At 41.7% G+C, this 21141-nt stretch carries 17 protein-coding genes; 13 read left to right on the top strand and 4 right to left on the bottom strand.

What is annotated here, in order from left to right; genetic code table 11:
* Positions 1-38: 38 nt before the first annotated feature.
* The 10 genes from cbpF to tig all read left to right on the top strand — a co-directional run bounded on the left by cbpF (position 39) and on the right by tig (position 12475).
* Positions 39-1067, top strand: a complete 1029-nt coding sequence (gene cbpF, locus HW098_RS04430) for a choline-binding protein CbpF (protein WP_176139410.1) — start codon at positions 39-41, stop codon at positions 1065-1067.
* A 365-nt stretch (positions 1068-1432) separates the two neighbouring features.
* Positions 1433-4663 carry an SHIRT domain-containing protein gene (locus tag HW098_RS04425; protein WP_176139409.1) on the top strand — a complete coding sequence of 1077 codons (3231 nt, stop codon included), beginning with the start codon at positions 1433-1435 and terminating at the stop codon, positions 4661-4663.
* 153 nt (positions 4664-4816) lie between these two features.
* Positions 4817-5695 carry a mevalonate kinase gene (gene mvk, locus HW098_RS04420; protein WP_176139408.1) on the top strand — a complete coding sequence of 293 codons (879 nt, stop codon included), beginning with the start codon at positions 4817-4819 and terminating at the stop codon, positions 5693-5695.
* On the top strand, positions 5677-6630 hold the full coding sequence (mvaD, locus tag HW098_RS04415; protein ID WP_176139407.1) for a diphosphomevalonate decarboxylase: 954 nt from the start codon (positions 5677-5679) through the stop codon (positions 6628-6630). Before mvk ends, mvaD begins: the two co-directional genes overlap by 19 nt.
* Positions 6617-7624 carry a phosphomevalonate kinase gene (locus HW098_RS04410; protein WP_176139406.1) on the top strand — a complete coding sequence of 336 codons (1008 nt, stop codon included), beginning with the start codon at positions 6617-6619 and terminating at the stop codon, positions 7622-7624. Before mvaD ends, HW098_RS04410 begins: the two co-directional genes overlap by 14 nt.
* The gene (fni, locus tag HW098_RS04405; protein WP_176139405.1) at positions 7608-8618 is read left to right on the top strand and encodes a type 2 isopentenyl-diphosphate Delta-isomerase; all 1011 of its coding nucleotides are present in this window, start codon (positions 7608-7610) and stop codon (positions 8616-8618) included. The genes HW098_RS04410 and fni overlap by 17 nt, the downstream gene beginning before the upstream one ends.
* Before the next feature lie 76 nt (positions 8619-8694).
* Positions 8695-9393 (top strand): cell wall-active antibiotics response protein LiaF, encoded by a 699-nt coding sequence (liaF, locus tag HW098_RS04400; protein WP_176139404.1) that lies wholly within the window; start codon positions 8695-8697, stop codon positions 9391-9393.
* A complete protein-coding gene (locus HW098_RS04395) occupies positions 9390-10385 on the top strand; it encodes a sensor histidine kinase (protein WP_173277067.1) in 996 nt (331 codons plus the stop codon). Before liaF ends, HW098_RS04395 begins: the two co-directional genes overlap by 4 nt.
* Before the next feature lie 13 nt (positions 10386-10398).
* A complete protein-coding gene (locus HW098_RS04390) occupies positions 10399-11031 on the top strand; it encodes a response regulator transcription factor (RefSeq protein ID WP_176139403.1) in 633 nt (210 codons plus the stop codon).
* 160 nt (positions 11032-11191) lie between these two features.
* Entirely contained in the window at positions 11192-12475 is a 1284-nt protein-coding gene (gene tig, locus HW098_RS04385; RefSeq protein ID WP_176139402.1) for a trigger factor, read from the top strand.
* Positions 12476-12522: 47 nt separating this feature from the next.
* On the opposite strand, the gene HW098_RS04380 is transcribed toward tig, so the two are convergent.
* From HW098_RS04380 to rnhC, 3 genes are all read right to left on the bottom strand, one after another.
* Positions 12523-14889, bottom strand: coding sequence for an ATP-dependent RecD-like DNA helicase (locus tag HW098_RS04380; RefSeq protein WP_176139401.1), 2367 nt, complete (start codon positions 14887-14889; stop codon positions 12523-12525).
* 279 nt (positions 14890-15168) lie between these two features.
* On the bottom strand, positions 15169-15783 hold the full coding sequence (lepB, locus tag HW098_RS04375) for a signal peptidase I (protein ID WP_049523793.1): 615 nt from the start codon (positions 15781-15783) through the stop codon (positions 15169-15171).
* A 3-nt stretch (positions 15784-15786) separates the two neighbouring features.
* Positions 15787-16668 carry a ribonuclease HIII gene (gene rnhC, locus HW098_RS04370; protein WP_049511282.1) on the bottom strand — a complete coding sequence of 294 codons (882 nt, stop codon included), beginning with the start codon at positions 16666-16668 and terminating at the stop codon, positions 15787-15789.
* Between the two features lie 86 nt (positions 16669-16754).
* On the opposite strand from rnhC, the gene zapA reads away from it, so the two are divergent.
* From zapA to HW098_RS04355, 3 genes are all read left to right on the top strand, one after another.
* Complete coding sequence (gene zapA / locus HW098_RS04365) at positions 16755-17057, top strand: cell division protein ZapA (protein ID WP_000002019.1); 303 nt, start codon at positions 16755-16757, stop codon at positions 17055-17057.
* The gene (locus HW098_RS04360; protein WP_176139400.1) at positions 17054-17602 is read left to right on the top strand and encodes a CvpA family protein; all 549 of its coding nucleotides are present in this window, start codon (positions 17054-17056) and stop codon (positions 17600-17602) included. Before zapA ends, HW098_RS04360 begins: the two co-directional genes overlap by 4 nt.
* Before the next feature lie 103 nt (positions 17603-17705).
* A complete protein-coding gene (locus HW098_RS04355) occupies positions 17706-20042 on the top strand; it encodes an endonuclease MutS2 (protein WP_176139399.1) in 2337 nt (778 codons plus the stop codon).
* A 48-nt stretch (positions 20043-20090) separates the two neighbouring features.
* Here the strand turns inward: HW098_RS04355 and HW098_RS04350 are convergent, their stop codons facing one another.
* A complete protein-coding gene (locus HW098_RS04350; protein WP_049511285.1) occupies positions 20091-21020 on the bottom strand; it encodes a helix-turn-helix transcriptional regulator in 930 nt (309 codons plus the stop codon).
* Positions 21021-21141: the final 121 nt, after the last annotated feature.

Genomic DNA, 21141 nt, shown 5'->3' with positions numbered 1-21141 from the left:
CGGGTTTTTGCTACAATCAGTTATGGAGGATAGGTCTAATGAAAATAATAAAAAAATTGATGCCAATCGCATTAGCAGTCTTTTTCTTTGGTTTGCTAGCGACAAGTGCAGTATTGGCGGATGATGCTGATTCAGAAGGCTGGCAATTTGTCCAAGAAAATGGTAGAACCTACTATAAGAAGGGGAACCTCAAAGAAACCTACTGGCGAGTGATTGATGGAAAATACTATTATTTTGATCCTTTATCCGGAGAGATGGTTGTCGGCTGGCAATATATACCTGCTCCACACAAAGGGGTTACGATTGGTCCTTATCCAAGACAAGAGATTGCTTTTAGACCAGATTGGTTTTACTTTGGTCAAGATGGGGTACTACAAGAATTTGTTGGCAAGCAAGTGTTAGAAGCAAAAACTGCTACAAATACCAACAAACATCATGGGGAACAATATGATAGCCCAGCCGAAAAACGTGTTTATTATTTTACAGATCAGAATAGCTATCACACCTTAAAAACTGGTTGGGTTTATGATGATGGGGACTGGTATTATTTGCAGAAGGATGGTGGCTTTGATTCTCGCATCAACAGATTGCCTGTTGGGGAGATAGCACGTGGTTGGATCAAGGATTATCCTCTAACCTATGATGAAGAGAAGCTTAAAGCGGCTCCATGGTATTACCTAGATCCAGTAACTGGTATCATGCAAACTGGTTGGAAATACCTTGGTAATAAGTGGTACTACCTTCGTTCATCAGGAGCTATGGCAACTGGCTGGTATCAGGAAGGTTCGACTTGGTATTATTTAGACGAGTCAAATGGTGATATGAAAACGGGCTGGCAATACCTTGGTAACAAGTGGTACTATCTCCGTTCATCAGGAGCTATGGCAACTGGTTGGTATCAAGATGGATCAACATGGTATTACTTAGATAATAAAAATGGTGATATGACGACAGGCTGGTTCCAGGTCAATGGCAAATGGTACTATGCTTACAGTTCAGGTGCTTTGGCAGTGAATACGACTGTAGATGGCTATTCTGTCAATTATAATGGCGAATGGGTTCTATAAATAATGATAGTATTTTGTAATTTGAGATAAATTTTAAGTAAGAGTGCAGTTTCACGAAGTGATACTGGATAAAAAGTTTTTAAAATCAGAAAACCGCATATTATCAGGTGGCAAAACCTTGATAATATGCGGTTTATTATGGAAAGATTTACTTATTTACTTATTTTTAACAAAATTGAGTTTTTGCCCAATTTTACATGACATGTTTTAGAAAAAGGTATATAATGTTAGTGTAATATCAAGTGTTTTTTTGAAAGCACCATAACAATTACAATTTTAGGCTTAAAAATCGAACCTTCTTTAAATACTTAAATATTTAAGGGGGGGTATAAGTACCCATTTGTAAAAAAGAAATGAGGTTGAAAATGAACTTTAAGTCAAGAAAATGTGAAGAAAACGGGAAAAAAGTTTTACGCTATTCTATTAGAAAGCATCATTTGGGAGTAGCTAGTGTAGCAGTAGCTTCGGTGTTGTTTTTTGCAACTGGTGTGGCGACTGTTCAAGCGGATGGAGCAGTATCAGGCGAACCAGTATCAGGCACACCAGCCCCACCAAGTACACCAGGTTCAGCAAGTACAACAAGCACAACAAGCACACTAGGCACTTCTGGTGCTAATACTGGTGACACAGAAATAGAAAATACAAATATAGATACAAATACAGCTGCATTAACTGAGAGTAATGGAAACTCTCTTCAAGGAGTACCTCGTGCAGCGGAAGTAAGAAATGGAAATGATATGCCTAGTACAACGCTAGGTAGTGATAGAGCTGTATCAACAGATATTAAGCCAGAGGATAGCGATGGAGCAAGAAATAATGAGGAAAAACCTAACTATGCTGGTAAGGTAACACTTATGAAACAGTGGAATGTAGATGCAAATGATCCTACTATTAGAGAAGATATAGATAAGACATATAAGACGGGAGAAGATAAGTTAGGAAGACCATTAGTTAACTCTAGTACTGCCAATACTTTTCTTGGTTGGTCTGACAAACCTTCAGTAAATGGGAAAATCGCAGAAGGAGCTAGATTATTTTCACCAGAAGATACATTAGCAACAGCCTTTCCAAATGGTTTAAAACCTGATTCAAAGCTATATGGTGTTTACACAAGCTTTACCGAGAACGAAGAGCCTGTCCCAACGGATAGTAGAAGAAATATGATTCTTTTCAATGGGTTAGATAGATTCAAAATTAATGCTAACAAAGTTAAAATTGATACTAAGGTAGAATCGGATGCTGTATTACCAAATACTAAGTTGAGCAAAGCAACAGAAGATGAAAATAATACACGTACTATCATTGATAAGTATAACCCGGAAAATAATGATACTACAAAAGTGAACGAAGTGGTTCTAAAAGCTGAGTTTGAAATGGATGATACTACAGCTATGACTGTATATAGAAATCCTGATGCAAGAGGAGCGGGTCCTGTTTTATCAAACACATACAAAAATAATAAATTTAAAATAGATGAAACTACAAAGACTTACACATATGTAGACTTGAATGTGAATTTAGACGAGGATTTAGTTGTTCCGGAAAAACTATATGCAGAATTTAATGGTTATTCATGGAGACCTTTATATGCTCTTGGAATTAAGGATGGGAAGAAAGAAATCTTGAATGTGTATTCAACATCTGAAAAAAATTTAGGAAATGACAAAAATAGCTTTAATTCATTAGTTAGTAATACAGATCCTAAAATTACATTTGGTGTTGAGACTAAAGGTTACAATAATATTACATTTAGGATGATTCTTAGATCTTTAAACGACAAGGATAGTAATAGACCAGAAGGTGAACGTAATGAACGTATCGCTGAAAGTGCAATAAAACCAGATGAAGGTAAGACTATCGCTGAAACTATTATGCGTAATATGACACTTAAAACTCTTTCATCAACAGAACTTAAAAAATTATTCCCTGGTAAGAGTGACGAAGAAATCAATAAGATGGTTATTCGTATTGCACAAGATAAAGCCAAAGAGTTAGCAGATTCGAATGGTAAAAAAGTACTAAAAGTAACAGGTACTGTTGAAGGTAATGTTCGCCCTAGTGCAGGTAGCTTGTTTTTCTTTACTTTAGCTAGAAATTTACCTATCAACAAAGTAGCAGCTAATGTTTTAGAGCTAGGTTATGTTCATCCTTATACAGCAATATATAAGTTCATAAGTGGAACAGTAGGAAAAGATCTGCCAGCAGCAATAGAAGGCTATAAACCAACAGACCCAAAAACGTATGAAAATACAGCTAATGTAAATGCTATTAAACCAACTACAACAGAGTACAAAGTTGAAGAAGAAGATGGTAAATGGGTATTCAAAAGTTACGATGCAGAAAATAAAGTAGTAAATGCAGCAAATGTAGAGTTTATAGGAACATGGGTATTTGAAGCTAATAAATACGGTGTAACCTACAAATTTGAAAGTGGAACCCCGGGTAAGACATTGCCAGCAGCAATAGAAGGCTATAAACCAACAGACCAAAACCGTTATGTAGATAAATCAAATGTAAATGCGACTCAACCGACAACTAAAGAGTACGTTGATACAGAAAATGATGGGAAATGGGTATTCAAGAGTTACGATGCAGAAAATAAACAGGTAAATAAAGCAGATGTAGAGTTTATAGGAAAATGGGAATTTGAAGCTAACAAATACGGTGTAACCTATAAATTTGAAAGTGGGACTCCAAGTAAGACATTGCCAGAAGCAATCGAAAACTATAAACCAACAGATCAAAACCGTTATGTAGATAAATCAAATGTAACAACAATTCAACCAACAAAAACAGAGTATGTTGATGCAGAAAACGATGGGAAATGGGTATTCAAGAGCTACGATGCTGAAAATAAACAGGTAAATAAAGCAGATGTAGAGTTTGTAGGAACATGGATATTCGAAGCTAATAAATACGGTGTAACATATAAATTTGAAAGTGGGACACCAGGTAAGACATTGCCAGAAGCAATAGAAGGCTATAAACCAACAGACCAAAACCGTTATGTAGATAAATCAAATGTAACAACAATTCAACCAACAAAAACAGAGTATGTTGATACAGAAAATGATGGGAAATGGGTATTTAAGAGCTACGATGCTGAAAATAAAGCAGTAAATAAAGCAGATGTAGAGTTTGTAGGAACATGGGTATTCGTGGCTAACGCACCGACTCCTAAGCCAGAGCCTAAGCCAGAGCCTAAGCCAGAACCAAAACCGGAGCCTAAGCCGGAACCAAAACCAGAGCCTAAACCAGAACCAAAACCGGAGCCTAAGCCAGAGCCTAAACCGGAACCAAAGCCAGAGCCTAAACCGGAACCAAAGCCAGAGCCTAAGCCAGAACCGAAACCAGAGCCAGAGCCTGAACCAAAACGAGAACCAGAACCTAAGCCAGAACCGCAACCAACCCCAACTCCAACTCCTTCAGAGAATTGGGATCAAGGAAGTACTGAAGTGCACAAGCGGGATGAACTACCTCAGACAGGTAGTCAACAAGATGAATGGTTGGTAGCTCTAGGTGGCTTATCTATCCTAGGTGCTTTGACGGTATTTCCTAAAAAACGAGAAGAAGAGGATATGCTAGAAATCGTTTAAATAATAAAATGATGGAAATATATCCCTATAATGGGAAAAGCGATTGTGAAGGAAACAATCGCTTTTTTTGTGAAAATATAATAAAATAGATAGGAGAGAAGCAATACTTGTATGAAAAAATGAGACGGCTTTTTCGTCTAGCAAAAGGAAAATATGACAAAAAAAGTTGGTGTCGGTCAGGCACATAGTAAGATTATTTTAATAGGGGAGCATGCGGTTGTTTACGGTTATCCTGCTATCTCCCTGCCTCTTTTGGAGGTGGAAGTGACTTGTAAGGTAGTTCCTGCAGTGAGTCCTTGGCGTCTCTATGAGGAGGATACCTTGTCCATGGCGGTTTATGCCTCACTGGAGTATTTGAATATCACAGAGGCCTGCATTCGTTGTGAGATTGACTCGGCTATCCCTGAAAAACGGGGAATGGGTTCGTCAGCTGCTATTAGCATAGCGGCCATTCGTGCGGTATTTGACTACTATCAGGCAGAACTGCCTCATGATGTACTAGAAATCTTGGTTAATCGGGCTGAGATGATTGCCCATATGAATCCGAGTGGTTTGGATGCCAAGACCTGTCTCAGTGACCAGCCTATTCGTTTTATTAAGAATGTAGGATTTACAGAGCTTGAGATGGATTTATCCGCCTATTTGGTGATTGCAGATACAGGCGTTTATGGTCACACTCGTGAAGCCATCCAAGTGGTTCAAAGTAAGGGAAAGGATGCCCTACCGTTTTTGCATGCTTTGGGAGAATTGACCCAGCAGGCAGAAGAAGCGATTACAAGAAAAGATGCTGAAGGACTGGGGCAAATCCTCAGTCAAGCACACTTGCATTTAAAAGCAATTGGTGTTAGTAGCCCAGAGGCGGATTCTCTAGTTGAAACGGCTCTTAGTCATGGTGCTCTGGGTGCTAAGATGAGCGGTGGTGGGCTTGGAGGCTGTATCATAGCCTTGGCAATCAATTTGACACACGCACAAGAACTAGCAGAAAGATTAGAAGAGAAAGGAGCTGTTAAGACATGGATAGAGAGCCTGTAACAGTACGTTCCTACGCAAATATTGCTATTATCAAATATTGGGGAAAGAAAAAAGAAAAAGAAATGGTGCCTGCTACTAGCAGTATTTCTTTGACTTTAGAAAATATGTACACGGAGACGACTTTGTCATCTCTATCGACGGATGCGACAGCTGATGCCTTTTATATCAATGGTCAGCTACAAAATGAGGCTGAGCATGCTAAGATGAGTAAGATTATTGACCGCTACCGTCCAGTTGGAGAAGGTTTTGTTCGTATCGATACTCAAAACAATATGCCTACCGCAGCGGGCTTGTCATCAAGTTCTAGTGGTTTGTCCGCCCTGGTCAAAGCTTGCAATGCTTATTTTCAGCTTGGATTGGATAGAAGTCAGTTAGCGCAGGAGGCTAAGTTTGCCTCAGGATCTTCTTCTCGGAGTTTTTATGGACCACTAGGTGCCTGGGACAAGGATAGCGGAGAAATTTACCCTGTCGAGACAGATTTGAAACTAGCCATGATTATGTTGGTGCTAGAAGACAAGAAAAAACCAATCTCTAGTCGTGATGGGATGAAACTTTGTGTGGAAACTTCGACGACCTTTGATGACTGGGTGCGTCAGTCTGAGAAGGACTATCAGGACATGCTGGTTTATCTCAAGGAAAATGACTTTGCCAAGGTTGGGAAGTTAACGGAGGAAAATGCCCTTACTATGCACGCTACGACCAAAACTGCATCACCAGCCTTTTCTTATCTGACCGATGCAAGCTATGAAGCCATGGACTTTGTCCGCCAGCTTCGCGAGCAAGGCGAGGACTGTTACTTTACCATGGATGCTGGTCCCAATGTCAAGGTCCTTTGTCAGGAGAAAGACTTGGAGCATTTATCAGAAATCTTCGGTCAACGTTATCGCTTGATTGTGTCAAAAACAAAGGATTTGAGCCAAGATGATTGCTGTTAAAACTTGCGGAAAACTCTATTGGGCAGGTGAATATGCTATTCTAGAACCAGGGCAGTTGGCCTTGATAAAGGCCATTCCTATCTATATGAAGGGCGAGATTGCTTTTTCTGATAGTTACCGTATCTACTCAGATATGTTTGATTTCGCAGTGGATTTGACGCCAAATCCTGACTATAGCTTGATTCAAGAAACGATTGCTTTAGTGGAAGATTTCCTCGCTGTTCGAGGTCAGAATTTAAGACCTTTTTCCCTAGAAATCTGTGGCAAAATGGAACGAGAAGGGAAAAAGTTTGGTCTAGGTTCTAGCGGTAGCGTCGTTGTCTTGGTTATCAAGGCTTTGCTTGCTCTATATGATCTTTCGGTTGATCAGGAGCTCTTGTTCAAGCTGGCTAGCGCGGTCTTGCTCAAGCGCGGAGACAATGGTTCTATGGGAGACCTTGCCTGTATTGTGGCAGAGGAATTGGTTCTTTACCAGTCATTTGATCGCCAGAAGGTGGCTGCTTGGTTGGAAGAAGAAAATTTGTCGACAGTTTTAGAGCGTGATTGGGGCTTTTCAATTTCGCAAGTGAAACCAACTTTAGAATGTGATTTTCTAGTGGGATGGACCAAGGAAGTGGCTGTATCGAGTCACATGGTCCAGCAAATCAAGAAAAATATAAATCAAAATTTTTTAACTTCCTCAGAAGAAACGGTGGCTTCTCTGGTAGAAGCCTTGGAGCAGGGGGAATCAGAAAAAATTATCGAGCAAGTAGAAGTAGCCAGCAAGCTTTTAGAAGGCTTGAGTACAGATATTTACACGCCTTCGCTTAGACAGTTGAAAGAAGCCAGTCAAGATTTGCAGGCTGTTGCCAAGAGTAGTGGCGCTGGTGGTGGTGACTGTGGGATTGCCTTGAGTTTTGATGAGCAATCAACTGAAACCCTAAAAAACCGTTGGGCCGATCTGGGGATTGAGCTTTTATACCAAGAAAGGATAGGACATGACGACAAATCGTAAGGATGAGCACATCCGCTATGCCCTTGAGCAGAAAAGTTCCTATAATAGCTTTGATGAGGTGGAGTTGATTCATTCTTCCTTGCCTCTTTACGACCTGGATGAAGTCAATCTGTCGACAGAGTTCGCTGGTCGAAAGTGGGCTTTTCCTTTTTATATCAATGCCATGACAGGTGGGAGTGAAAAAGGTAAAGAAATCAATCAAAAACTAGCTCAGGTGGCGGACGCCTGTGGGATTTTGTTTGTGACGGGATCTTATAGCGCAGCCCTCAAAGATCCAGCAGATGACTCGTTTTCTGTCAAGTCTAGTCATCCAAATCTCCTTCTTGGAACTAATATTGGATTGGACAAGCCTGTTAAGTTGGGACTTCGGACTGTAGAAGAGATGAATCCTCTTCTCCTACAAGTGCATGTCAATGTCATGCAGGAATTACTCATGCCAGAGGGAGAAAGAATGTTCAGAAGCTGGCAATCGAATCTAGCAGACTATAGTAAACAAATCCCTGTTCCGATTGTCCTCAAGGAAGTAGGCTTTGGAATGGATGTGAAGACCATCGAGAGAGCCTATGAATTGGGCGTTCGAACCTTTGACCTGTCAGGTCGTGGTGGTACCAGCTTTGCCTATATTGAAAACCGTCGCAGTGGTCAGCGTGATTATCTCAATCAATGGGGTCAGTCCACCATGCAGGCCCTACTCAATGCCCAAGAATGGAAAGACAAGGTCGAACTCTTGGTCAGTGGAGGCGTTCGGAATCCGCTGGATATGATTAAGTGTTTGGTCTTTGGTGCCAAGGCTGTAGGCCTGTCTCGAACAGTTCTAGAATTGGTTGAAACCTACACAGTTGAAGAAGTGATTTCCATTGTCCAAGGCTGGAAAGCGGATTTACGCTTAATCATGTGTGCTCTTAATTGTGCCACCATAGCAGATTTGCAAAGCGTAGATTACATTCTTTATGGAAAATTAAAAGAAGCAAAGGATCAGATGAAAAAGGCGTAACCATCGCCTTTTTTCCATCTTCAGACCGAGGTGACTTTTTTGAAGTGTGATAAAATAGAAGGGAGAGGATGAACCTATGAGAAAATTTAAAATCTTTTTATTTATCGAAGCCTGTCTTTTGACAGGAGCTCTGATTTTGATGGTATCAGAGCATTTTTCGCGTTTTCTGCTGATTCTATTCCTCTTTTTGCTTTTGATTCGCTATTACACTGGTAAAGAGGGCAATAATCTCCTTTTAGTGGTGGCAACCATTCTCTTCTTTTTCATCGTCATGCTTAATCCCTTTGTGATTCTAGCTATTTTTGTTGCGGTTATATACAGTCTCTTTCTTCTTTACCCGATGATGAATCAGGAAAAAGAGCAGACAAATTTGGTTTTTGAAGAGGTGGTAACGGTTAAGAAGGAGAAAAATCGTTGGTTTGGGAATCTTCATCATTTTTCAAGCTATCAGACTTGCAAGTTTGATGATATCAATCTCTTTCGTCTCATGGGTAAGGACACTATTCATCTGGAGAGGGTCATCCTAACCAATCATGACAATGTCATTATCCTCAGAAAGATGGTAGGCACGACCAAAATTATTGTACCTGTAGATGTGGAAGTCAGTCTCAGCGTTAACTGTCTCTATGGGGATTTGACTTTTTTCAATCAGCCCAAGCGAGCCCTCCGCAATGAACACTATCAACAGGAAACGAGAGATTATCTCAAGAGTAACAAGAGCGTCAAGATTCTCTTGACCACTATGATTGGGGATGTTGAGGTGGTTAGAGGATGAAAAAACAAGTTTATGTAATTATTGCTCTCATATCCATCCTGTTTGTCTTATTTCTGTCCCACAGCTTGCTGGAAATCCTTGACTTTGACTGGTCTGTTTTCCTGCATGATGTCGAAAAAACAGAAAAATTTGTCTTTTTGTTGTTGGTATTCAGCATGTCCATGACCTTTCTCTTAGCCCTGTTTTGGCGAGGTGTGGAAGAGATTTCTCTGAGAAAAATGCAGGCCAATCTCAAGCGTTTGTTGGCAGGGAAAGAAGTGGTTCAGGTTGCAGACCCAGATTTGGATGTTAGTTTTAAGTCCTTATCTGGCAAACTTAACCTCTTGACAGAAGCTCTTCAAAAAGCTGAAAACCACAGTCTTGCTCAGGAAGAGGAAATCATTGAGAAAGAACGGAAGCGAATTGCTCGGGATTTGCACGATACAGTCAGTCAGGAGTTGTTTGCGGCTCACATGATTTTGTCAGGTGTCAGCCAGCAGACTTTGAAATTGGATAGAGAAAAGATGCAAATCCAGTTGCAGAGTGTCACAGCTATTTTAGAAACTGCCCAGAAAGATTTACGGGTCTTGCTCTTGCATTTGCGACCAGTTGAGCTGGAGCAGAAGAGTCTGGTTGAGGGAATCCAAATCCTCTTAAAAGAGCTTGAGGACAAGAGTGATCTCAAGGTTAGTTTCAAGCAAAATGTGACGAAATTGCCTAAGAAAATCGAGGAGCATATCTTCCGTATCCTGCAAGAATTGATCAGCAATACTCTCCGCCATGCCCAGGCATCTTGTCTGGATGTCTACCTCTATCAGACAGATTTTGAATTGCAGCTGAAGGTGGTGGACAATGGGATTGGTTTCCAGTTAGGGAGCTTAGACGACTTGAGTTATGGACTCCGCAATATCAAGGAGCGGGTCGAAGATATGGCAGGGACGGTTCAGTTATTAACAGCTCCCAAGCAAGGACTGGCAGTTGATATCCGTATTCCCCTGTTAGATAAGGAATGATAAAGGAGTAAAGATGAAAATTTTACTAGTAGATGACCATGAAATGGTCCGATTGGGCTTGAAAAGCTACTTTGACCTCCAAGACGATGTAGAAGTTGTGGGCGAGGCGTCCAACGGGTCTCAAGGCATTGACTTAGCCTTGGAATTGCGTCCAGATGTTATTGTTATGGATATTGTCATGCCTGAGATGAATGGAATTGATGCAACCTTGGCCATCCTCAAAGAATGGCCCGAGGCCAAGATTTTGATTGTGACTTCTTATCTAGATAATGAAAAAATCATGCCAGTATTGAATGCTGGGGCTAAAGGTTATATGCTTAAGACTTCTAGTGCCGACGAACTACTCCATGCCGTCCGTAAGGTGGCTGCTGGAGAGTTGGCCATTGAGCAAGAGGTCAGCAAGAAGGTCGAATACCACCGCAATCACATAGAACTACATGAGGACTTGACTGCGCGTGAGCGAGATGTTCTCCAACTCATCGCCAAGGGCTATGAAAATCAGCGAATCGCAGACGAACTTTTTATCTCTCTCAAGACGGTCAAGACCCACGTGTCCAACATTCTTGCCAAACTTGAAGTCAGCGATCGTACCCAGGCTGCAGTCTATGCCTTTCAGCACCACTTGGTGGGGCATGAGGAGCTTTAGTAGTTATATAAAATAATGTTGGAGAAATGACTTAATTTAGTATCAAAGAAGCGAGTAAGTAGTTCCAGCATGATTGAAAAGCGCAGTCATTACTTGAAAAAAGTCGCTCGTTTATGTTATAATAGACTGTATTTAAAAAATTTTAAGGAGAAATGACAGAATGTCTGTATCATTTGAAAACAAAGAAACAAACCGTGGTGTCTTGACTTTCACTATCTCTCAAGACCAAATCAAACCAGAATTGGATCGTGTCTTCAACTCAGTGAAGAAATCTCTTAATGTTCCAGGTTTCCGTAAAGGTCACCTTCCACGCCCTATCTTCGACAAAAAATTTGGTGAAGAGTCACTTTACCAAGACGTTATGAACGCTCTTTTGCCAAACGCTTATGAAGCAGCTGTTAAAGAAGCTGGTCTTGAAGTCGTTGCACAACCAAAAATTGATGTGACTTCAATGGAAAAAGGTCAAGACTGGGTTATCACTGCTGAAGTTGTTACAAAACCTGAAGTAAAATTGGGTGACTACAAAAACCTTGAAGTATCAGTTGATGTAGAAAAAGAAGTAACTGACGCTGACGTTGAAGAGCGTATCGAACGCGAACGCAACAACTTGGCTGAATTGGTTATCAAAGAAGCTGCTGCTGAAAACGGCGACACTGTTGTCATCGACTTTGTTGGTTCTATCGACGGTGTTGAATTTGACGGTGGAAAAGGTGAAAACTTCTCACTTGGACTTGGTTCAGGTCAATTCATCCCTGGTTTCGAAGACCAATTGGTAGGTCACTCAGCTGGCGAAACTGTTGATGTTGTCGTAACATTCCCAGAAGACTACCAAGCAGAAGATCTTGCAGGTAAAGAAGCTAAATTCGTGACAACTATCCACGAAGTAAAAGCAAAAGAAGTTCCAGCTCTTGACGATGAGCTTGCAAAAGACATCGATGAAGAAGTTGAAACACTTGCTGAATTGAAAGAAAAATACCGCAAAGAGTTAGCTGAAGCTAAAGAAGAAGCGTACAAAGATGCCGTTGAAGGTGCAGCAATCGATAAAGCTGTAGAAAACGCTGAAATCGTAGAACTTCCAGAAGAAATGATTCACGAAGAAGTTCACCGTTCAGTAAATGAATTCCTTGGAAACTTGCAACGTCAAGGTATCAACCCTGACATGTACTTCCAAATCACTGGAACTACTCAAGAAGACCTTCACAATCAATACCAAGTAGAAGCTGAGTCACGTACTAAGACTAACCTTGTTATCGAAGCAGTTGCCAAAGCTGAAGGATTTGACGCTTCAGAAGAAGAAATCCAAAAAGAAGTTGAGCAATTGGCTGCAGACTACAACATGGAAGTTGCTCAAGTACAAAGCTTGCTTTCAGCTGATATGTTGAAACATGATATCACAATCAAAAAAGCTGTTGAATTGATCACAAGCACAGCAACAGTTAAATAATCTTAATAAACAAAAATCCCACCTGATTAGGTGGGTTTTCTGATGCACTATTTTCCAAAAATCTCTTTGAGGTCTGCGTCTGTAATCCCAATCATGGCTGGGATACTGTCCCAGTTTTCTTCTGTCAGGATGTAGGATTGTTCGGAGGTACTTGATGTGACTGTTTCAGAGATAGCTGCTTGCTTTTCTTCAACAGTTTCCAATAAGTCACTGAAGCGTTCAATCAGATAGGTTTTTCGGGCAGTTCCGATATGTTGGGTGGCATAGTCGAAGGCCTGTAATTCGCCTAGTAAGATCAGCTTGCTTTTGGCGCGTGTAATGGCTGTATAGATGAGATTGCGCTCCAGCATACGTCGGCTAGCACTGGTGATAGGTAGGATGACAACAGGGAACTCACTTCCCTGTGATTTATGGATACTCATGGCATAGGCCAAGCGAATCTTGTACCATTCGTTACGTGGGTAAGAGACCTCGTTGCCATCAAAATCAATGACAATCTCGTCTTGTTTCGACTCTGTGTATTTACCAGGAATCAGGTCTGTGATGGCTCCTAAATCTCCATTAAAGACATTGATTTCAGCATCATTGACCAAGTGAATGACCTTGTCTCCCTTACGATAGTGGCATTGGGGAGCTTCAAAACTGACTTGGTCTTTTTGTGGTGGATTGAGCAGATCTTGCATGAGCTGATTGATAGCATCAATCCCTGCCGTCCCTCGGTACATGGGAGCCAGAACCTGAATATCATGAGCAGGGATACCACTTCTGAGGGCGGCACCTAAGATTTTTTCAATCGTAGCTGGAATATGGCCACTAGCAATTTCAAAGTAGGAACGGTCAGCTTTTTTCTGGGTGAAATCAGCTGGCAAGATGCCCTGTCGAATCTGACTAGCTAAGGTAACGATGGTTGATTCTTCGCTTTGCCGGTAAATTTTTTCCAAGCGAGTCTGAGGAATCAAAGGAATATGAAGCAGGTCCGCTAGAACCTGTCCAGGGCTGACAGACGGTAGCTGGTCGCTGTCGCCTACGATTAGAATCTTACTGTTAGAAGAGATGTTGGAGAAAAGTTGATTGGCCAGCCAAGTATCCACCATCGAAAATTCATCTACTATGATAAAGTCGGCATCCAGATAATCTTCCAGATGACTGGTATCATCGTCGCCTGTCATTCCCAAGTGGCGGTGTATGGTCGCGCTTGGCAAGCCTGTTAATTCATTCATGCGCCGAGCAGCTCGTCCAGTTGGAGCAGCAAGAAGAATCGGCAGATTGCTTTTTTTCCTGAGGTCAAGTCCTTCTAAAAGGGCATAAACAGCGATGATTCCATTGATAACAGTTGTCTTACCAGTACCAGGTCCACCTGTCAGGATAAAGACCTTGTTTTGGATAGCATCACAGATAGCTTGTTTTTGAATGTTATCATACTCAATTCCAAGCTCTTCCTCGACAGTAGTGATATGTTTTTGAATGGTTTCTAAATCATGACTCTTCTGTTTTCCTTTTTCAAGGATACGAACCAAGTGACTGCGGATGCCTTCCTCAGCGAAAAAGAGACTGTTATCAAAGATTTTGGTATCAATCTGCTGAACCTTGTCTTCTTCAATCAAGTAGGAGAGCTCTTGGGCTACTTGGCTGGGGTCCAGTTCCACGGGACGAGAAGATTCAAGGAGAGTAAGGGTTTGTTCTAGCAGTTCCCGTGCTTCAACATAGGTGTCCCCTGTTTCCATACAGACCTGAAAAAGACTGTGAACTAGACCGGCGCGGAAGCGTTCAGGAGCCTGACTTTCGATGCCTAGTTCCTCAGCTAGTTGGTCAGCAATAGTAAATCCCAACCCCTTGATATCCTCAACCAGTTGATAGGGATAATTTTCAACAACATCAAGGGTTTCTTCCTTGTAAAAGTCTTGAATCTGAAAGGCTAGTTTGTTGGGAATGCCGTAGTTGGCTAGTTTGGCCAAAACCATCTCCGTTCCGTAGTTGAGACGGAGGGTGGAGACGAAAGCCTCTCGATTTTTGGCAGATAGTCCTGCGATGCCTTCTAACTTTTCTGGGTGTTGCAAAATTTCGTCAATGGTATTGTCGCCATAGGTGTCCACTATTTTCTGAGCTGTCTTGAGACCAATTCCCTTGAAATGGCTACTTGAAAAGTACTTGACCAAGCCCTTGCTAGTTGGTTTTGCACGTTCATAACGGTTGATTTGCAGTTGTTCCCCATACTTGGAGTGCTGGACAATTTGCCCCCAAAAAGTGTAGTCTTCGCCCTCAATCACATCAGCCATGGTGCCGGTGACAATAATTTCAAAATCATCAAAATCCTCTGCGTTTGTATCGTCGATTTCTAGGAGGAGGATACGATAAAAATTGCTGGGATTTTCAAAAATAATCCGTTCAATGGTTCCTGAAAAATAAACTTCCATAAGATTCCTTTGCATAAATAGGTGAGAGTTAATACTCTTCGAAAATCTCTTCAAACCACGTCAGCTTCGCCTTGCCGTATATATGTTACTGACTTCGTCAGTTCTATCTACAACCTCAAAGCAGTGCTTTGAGCAACCTGCGGCTAGCTTCCTAGTTTGCTCTTTGATTTTCATTGAGTATAACTTTGTTTCTATCTTAATCAAACTGGATAGTGAATAATCATATTCTCACGATAGAAGAAGAGGCTGAGATTGGTGATTCTCGGCCTCTTAGGTTTCTTAAAATGTTCCGATACGGGTGATGGGCCAGAAGCGGAATTTAGCTTCCCCTGTGATATCTTTTGCTTTGAAGGTACCTACGTGACGGCTGTCGCTCGAAACCAAGCGGTCGTCTCCGAGGAGAAGGTATTCTCCTTCTGGGACAGTAAAGCTAAAGTTGGTGTTGTAGTTGACATCAACTGTGAAGGCTTGAGCTTTTTGAGCAATACTTCTAAAGAAAGTTCCTTTATTTCCTTCAAATCCCTTGCCTGAGTAAGTGCTTTGGAGTTTGTCATCCTTGAAACGTTTGATATAGTCAGCTAGATAAGGTTCATCTGTCTCTTTGTCATTGATGTAAAGTTTATCGTTCTCGTAACGGATAGTATCGCCAGGCATTCCAATCACGCGCTTGACGATGTCCTTATTGCCATCTTCCTCATGGGCAACCACGATATCAAAACGGTCAATAGGGAGGTGCTTAACGACAAAGAGAATTTCGCCATCTGCTAGGGTAGGATCCATGGAATGTCCTTCTACGCGGACATTACTCCAAAAAAAGATACGGCTCAAAGCTAGTAATGACAGAATCAGGAGGAATAATCCCCACTCTTTTAGGAAATGTTTAAATGAATTCATAACTTACCTTTCTAAGCGTTTTTTCGCTTTTTCAGTGTTTTTAAAGTGCAATTTGGCGCAGAAGTTGAGTCCCTGCATACCATAGGCTTGCAAAATCTGGCTAGCTACCTTATCAGAAGCCGTTCCAGCTCCACTTGGAAGTTGATAGCCCAGTTCTCGTCCTAGATTTTCAAGATTTTCCAGAAAGAGATCACGCGCAATGATGGAAGAAACTGCGACAGCCAAGTATTTACCCTCAGCCTTTTCTTCCAAGCTGATAGGATTGCTAAAACGATTGGCCTCTTGTGCCAAGTACTTGTCATAATTTTTAGCACTGGTAAAGGCATCAATCACAATTTTCTTAGGTTGAAGTCCTTTTTGAAGAAGGAGATAGATAGCCTGATTATGGAGGGCTACTTTAACCGAAACAGCGTTGTAGCGGTCTCCGATGACCTCGTTGTACTTGCTTGGTGAGAGAAGCAGTGCCTGGTGCTGGATTTTTTCTTTGAGAATAGGGGCAATCTGACGAATCTTTTGGTCGGTCAGAGTCTTAGAATCCCCCACACCGAGTTTTCGTAAAAAGTCGTGCTGGTCAGGTGTGACAAAGGCAGCGACAACTGCAAGCCCACCAAAGTAGGAACCATTCCCTACCTCATCTGTCCCAATCAAAGGAAGATTTTGTCCGCTGGTTTGCTCTACAGCTTGATAGCCAAAGAAACGAGCGTATTTCTCAGCCCCTTCACCCTGAAGCAAGACCTTTCCAGAAGTATAGATAGAAACCGTTGCATGAGGCAGTCGCAAAAAGTAGCGGATATAGGGATTCTTGCTGGGAGCCAGACTGGTTTGATAGTGTTCAAGAAAAGCCTGAATCTCCTTTTCACTTGGTGTGAGTGTTATACTTGCCATAGTTTCTATTGTACCACAAAAGCAGTAAAATTTGTAAAAACTGACAAAGTTAGCGAATTTTGGTATAATATCGTGAGGTGAATTTTATGGCAAATCTAAATCGATTCAAATTTACATTCGGGAAAAAATCATTAACCTTGACAAGCGAGCATGATAACCTCTTTATGGAGGAAATCGCTAAGGTTGCGACAGAAAAATACCAAGCAATTAAAGAACAAATGCCTAGTGCAGACGATGAAACCATCGCTCTTTTGTTGGCAGTCAACTGTTTGTCAACTCAACTCAGCCGTGAGATTGAATTTGACGATAAGGAGCAAGAGCTAGAAGAACTCCGTCACAAACTTGTGACTTGCAAGCAAGAGCAGAGCAAGATTGAGGATTCCTTATGATTTCAATCCTTCTTCTATTGGTCTTGGCTTGGGGATTTTATATCGGCTATCGGAGAGGTCTGCTCTTACAGGTTTATTACCTGATTTCAGCCATGGCATCGGCTTTTATGGCTGGCCAGTTTTACAAGGGGCTTGGAGAGCAATTCCATTTGCTGGTTCCTTATGCAAATCCGCAGGAAGGTCAGGGGACTTTTTTCTTCCCATCGGATCAACTCTTTCAGTTGGATAAGGTCTTTTACGCAGGAATCGGCTACTTGCTTGTATTTGGGATTGTCTATAGCATCGGTCGGTTGCTTGGTCTTCTTTTACACTTGATTCCTAGTAAAAAGCTGGGTGGCAAGTTGTTCCAAGTTTCAGCAGGTATCTTGTCCATGTTGGTGACCTTATTTGTCTTGCAAATGGCCTTGACAATCTTGGCGACCATCCCCATGGCAGCTATACAAAATCCTCTTGAAAAGAGTATCGTCGCAAAACACATTATCCAGAGCATACCAGTAACAACCAGTTGGCTCAAACAAATCTGGGTGACAAATTTAATCGGATAAAAAGGGCAGGAGTTTTCCTAGCCCTTTGTTTACAGATTTGACTAGAATCTATCAGAATGTAAAAAGCTAATACACCTAGACATTCAAAGACAAGGAAATAACGATGAACAAGAAAATATTAGAAACATTAGAGTTCAATAAGGTCAAGGCTTTGTTTGAACCCCATTTGTTGACCGAGCAGGGTTTGGAGCAATTGAGACAGCTGGCTCCGACTGCCAAAGCGGATAAAATCAAACAGGCTTTTGCTGAGATGAAGGAAATGCAGGCTCTCTTTGTTGAGCAACCGCATTTTACTATTCTTGCAACCAAGGAAATCGCAGGAGTCTGCAAGCGGTTGGAGATGGGAGCGGACCTCAATATCGAGGAGTTCCTCCTCTTGAAGCGCGTACTTCTTGCTAGCCGAGAACTGCAAAGTTTTTATGCCAATCTGGAAAATGTCAGCTTGGAAGAATTAGCCCTTTGGTTTGAGAAATTACATGATTTTCCGCAATTACAAGGAAATCTCCAAGCCTTTAATGATGCAGGTTTCATTGAAAATTTTGCCAGTGAAGAATTGGCGCGCATCCGTCGAAAAATCCATGATAGCGAGAGTCAGGTACGCGATGTCTTGCAAGATTTGCTCAAGCAAAAAGCGCAGATGTTGACAGAAGGAATCGTTGCCAGTAGAAATGGCCGTCAGGTTCTACCTGTCAAAAACACCTACCGCAATAAGATTGCAGGTGTCGTTCATGATATTTCTGCTAGTGGAAATACCGTCTATATTGAACCCCGTGAGGTGGTCAAACTGAGCGAAGAAATTGCCAGTTTACGAGCAGATGAGCGCTATGAAATGCTTCGTATTCTCCAAGAAATCTCGGAGCGTGTCCGCCCTCATGCGGCTGAGATTACCAATGATGCTTGGATTATCGGACATCTGGACTTGATTCGTGCCAAGGTTCGCTTTATCCAAGAAAGACAAGCAGTCGTTCCTCAGCTGTCAGAAAATCAAGAGATTCAACTGCTCCATGTCTGCCATCCTTTGGTCAAAAATGCCGTCGCAAATGATGTCCATTTTGGTCAAGATTTAACAGCCATTGTCATTACAGGTCCCAATACAGGTGGGAAGACCATCATGCTCAAAACCCTTGGCTTGACGCAGGTTATGGCTCAGTCCGGTTTGCCGATTTTAGCAGATAAGGGAAGTCGTGTTGGTATTTTTGAAGAAATTTTTGCTGATATTGGCGATGAGCAATCTATTGAGCAGAGCTTGTCTACCTTCTCTAGCCACATGACCAATATTGTGGATATTCTGGGCAAGGTTAACCAACATTCACTCTTACTCTTGGATGAGTTGGGGGCTGGTACAGACCCTCAAGAAGGAGCCGCCCTTGCCATGGCTATTCTGGAGGACCTTCGCCTGCGTCAGGTCAAGACCATGGCGACCACCCACTATCCAGAACTCAAGGCCTACGGTATTGAGACAGCCTTTGTGCAAAATGCCAGCATGGAGTTTGATACTGCAACTCTACGTCCGACCTATCGCTTTATGCAGGGTGTGCCTGGCCGAAGCAATGCCTTTGAGATTGCCAAACGTCTAGGCCTATCTGAAGTTATCGTAGGGGATGCCAGTCAGCAGGTCAATCAGGACAATGATGTCAATCGGATTATTGAGCAACTGGAAGAGCAGACGCTAGAGAGTCGCAAACGCTTGGACAATATCCGTGAGGTGGAGCAAGAAAATCTCAAGATGAATCGTGCTCTCAAAAAACTCTACAATGAGTTAAATCGTGAAAAGGAAACGGAGCTTAATAAGGCGCGTGAACAGGCTGCTGAGATTGTGGATATGGCTCTCAGTGAAAGTGACCAGATTCTTAAAAATCTCCACAGTAAATCCCAACTCAAACCCCATGAAATCATTGAAGCCAAGGCCAAACTGAAAAAATTGGCTCCTGAAAAAGTGGACTTGTCTAAAAACAAGGTCCTTCAAAAGGCCAAGAAAAAACGAGCTCCAAAGGTGGGAGATGATATCGTAGTTCTCAGTTATGGCCAGCGTGGTACCTTGACCAGTCAACTCAAGGACGGCCGCTGGGAAGCACAAGTCGGCTTGATCAAGATGACCTTGGAAGAGAAAGAGTTTGACCTTGTTCAAGCCCAGCAAGAAAAGCAAGTTAAGAAGAAACAGGTCAATGTTGTGAAACGAACTTCTAGTCGAGGACCTCAAGCCAGACTGGACCTTCGAGGCAAACGTTATGAAGAGGCCATGAATGAACTAGATGCCTTTATCGACCAAGCCTTGCTTAATAATATGGCTCAAGTTGATATCATCCATGGTATCGGAACAGGTGTCATCCGTGAAGGTGTCACCAAATACCTACAAAGAAACAAGCATGTCAAGAGTTTCGGCTATGCCCCACAAAATGCTGGAGGCAGTGGTGCGACTATTGTCACTTTTAAAGGATAAGAAAAGCCTGAGGAAATATGTGGTTCCTCAGGCTTTTTGATTTCTAGTTTAGACATCTAAAGGTTGTCCAGTGTGATTGAGTTGTGTGACAGTAACAAAGAAGTCCTCTCTCATTCGAGTCAGAAGTTGATTTGGATAGATTTTTTCAAAGTTATCCAGACTGGCAAAGATATGCTTAGCAAGCTCTAGACCTTTGACATCATCTTGTCTGAGAAAATTATTAGCCCGTTCCATGGAAATGCTAATCATCTCTGTCATCTTGGTACTCAGTAGAGGGAAAGTATTAATCACTTCCAGAGTCTTCAACGCAAGATTTTCAGCTTTATCATAGTAGCCATTAACAGAGTAATGCTTGATAGCGGTTCTTAAGCAGGCAATATAGTAGTCAGCAGTACGAGTTGAATGGTACTCTGTCTGTTTTTTTAGAGTATCCAATAAGTGGTAGAGTCTGTAGTCTAAAAATTCGATTGAAAAGTGAGGAAGGATAGATGAAAAGATATTGACCTCAATTTTATTCCAGTCGTCCAGTTCACTAAGATAGTTCTTGATATATTCTAGTTCTTGATAGTCTTTTGGAGTCAGAAAAGAATCGCCGATGATGTTTGCGATAGCAAATTTATTGACTACACGATTGGCAATCACATAGTGTTCAGCTATTCCAGGATTTTCCAGAGGCTGATTAATCAAGCTAAGGATCTTTTTAAATTCACGCTTATAGGCCAAATCAGCAACTTGAGCCTGTAATTTATGAAATTCAGTTGGGAACATATGCGCTTTGAGACTATCAAAGGTCTCTTTATCAATTCCAATATTAGAAAGAATCTCTTCAAATTTTTGAATGGTTATTCGAGATTTTCCTTGCTCAAACTGACGTAAAAAGTGAGGAGTCACTGTAGTTCCAGCAGCTTCCTTCTGGGTAAACCCTCTCTCCTCACGGATGGCCTTATATACTAATCCATAAACACTTTCATCTTGCATCCTAAATCTCCTCAAGTCCTTTTTTCCATTCTATCATAATTCTACCAGTTTTTAAGGGAATTTTTAGAAAAAAGTAAATATAGTTACGCTTTTTCGGGGGGGGGGGGGAATTGTTCAATAA

The sequence above is a fragment of the Streptococcus sp. 1453 genome (assembly GCF_013276955.1).
In the GTDB taxonomy this organism is placed as follows: Bacteria; Bacillota; Bacilli; order Lactobacillales; family Streptococcaceae; genus Streptococcus.
Note: the sequence above shows the minus strand (reverse complement) of the source record. Positions and strands in the feature narration are given on the sequence as shown.

Excerpts from the sequence above, each read along its gene's own strand:
- HW098_RS04395 (WP_173277067.1), top strand. The coding sequence starts at position 9,390 with ATGAAAAAACAAGTTTATGTAATTATTGCTCTCATATCCATCCTGTTT.
- HW098_RS04425 (WP_176139409.1), top strand. The coding sequence starts at position 1,433 with ATGAACTTTAAGTCAAGAAAATGTGAAGAAAACGGGAAAAAAGTTTTA.
- mvk (WP_176139408.1), top strand. The coding sequence starts at position 4,817 with ATGACAAAAAAAGTTGGTGTCGGTCAGGCACATAGTAAGATTATTTTA.
- lepB (WP_049523793.1), bottom strand. The coding sequence starts at position 15,783 with ATGAATTCATTTAAACATTTCCTAAAAGAGTGGGGATTATTCCTCCTG.
- HW098_RS04350 (WP_049511285.1), bottom strand. The coding sequence starts at position 21,020 with ATGCAAGATGAAAGTGTTTATGGATTAGTATATAAGGCCATCCGTGAG.
- HW098_RS04380 (WP_176139401.1), bottom strand. The coding sequence starts at position 14,889 with ATGGAAGTTTATTTTTCAGGAACCATTGAACGGATTATTTTTGAAAAT.
- rnhC (WP_049511282.1), bottom strand. The coding sequence starts at position 16,668 with ATGGCAAGTATAACACTCACACCAAGTGAAAAGGAGATTCAGGCTTTT.
- HW098_RS04355 (WP_176139399.1), top strand. The coding sequence starts at position 17,706 with ATGAACAAGAAAATATTAGAAACATTAGAGTTCAATAAGGTCAAGGCT.
- fni (WP_176139405.1), top strand. The coding sequence starts at position 7,608 with ATGACGACAAATCGTAAGGATGAGCACATCCGCTATGCCCTTGAGCAG.
- HW098_RS04360 (WP_176139400.1), top strand. The coding sequence starts at position 17,054 with ATGATTTCAATCCTTCTTCTATTGGTCTTGGCTTGGGGATTTTATATC.
- HW098_RS04410 (WP_176139406.1), top strand. The coding sequence starts at position 6,617 with ATGATTGCTGTTAAAACTTGCGGAAAACTCTATTGGGCAGGTGAATAT.
- zapA (WP_000002019.1), top strand. The coding sequence starts at position 16,755 with ATGGCAAATCTAAATCGATTCAAATTTACATTCGGGAAAAAATCATTA.
- mvaD (WP_176139407.1), top strand. The coding sequence starts at position 5,677 with ATGGATAGAGAGCCTGTAACAGTACGTTCCTACGCAAATATTGCTATT.
- liaF (WP_176139404.1), top strand. The coding sequence starts at position 8,695 with ATGAGAAAATTTAAAATCTTTTTATTTATCGAAGCCTGTCTTTTGACA.
- HW098_RS04390 (WP_176139403.1), top strand. The coding sequence starts at position 10,399 with ATGAAAATTTTACTAGTAGATGACCATGAAATGGTCCGATTGGGCTTG.
- cbpF (WP_176139410.1), top strand. The coding sequence starts at position 39 with ATGAAAATAATAAAAAAATTGATGCCAATCGCATTAGCAGTCTTTTTC.
- tig (WP_176139402.1), top strand. The coding sequence starts at position 11,192 with ATGTCTGTATCATTTGAAAACAAAGAAACAAACCGTGGTGTCTTGACT.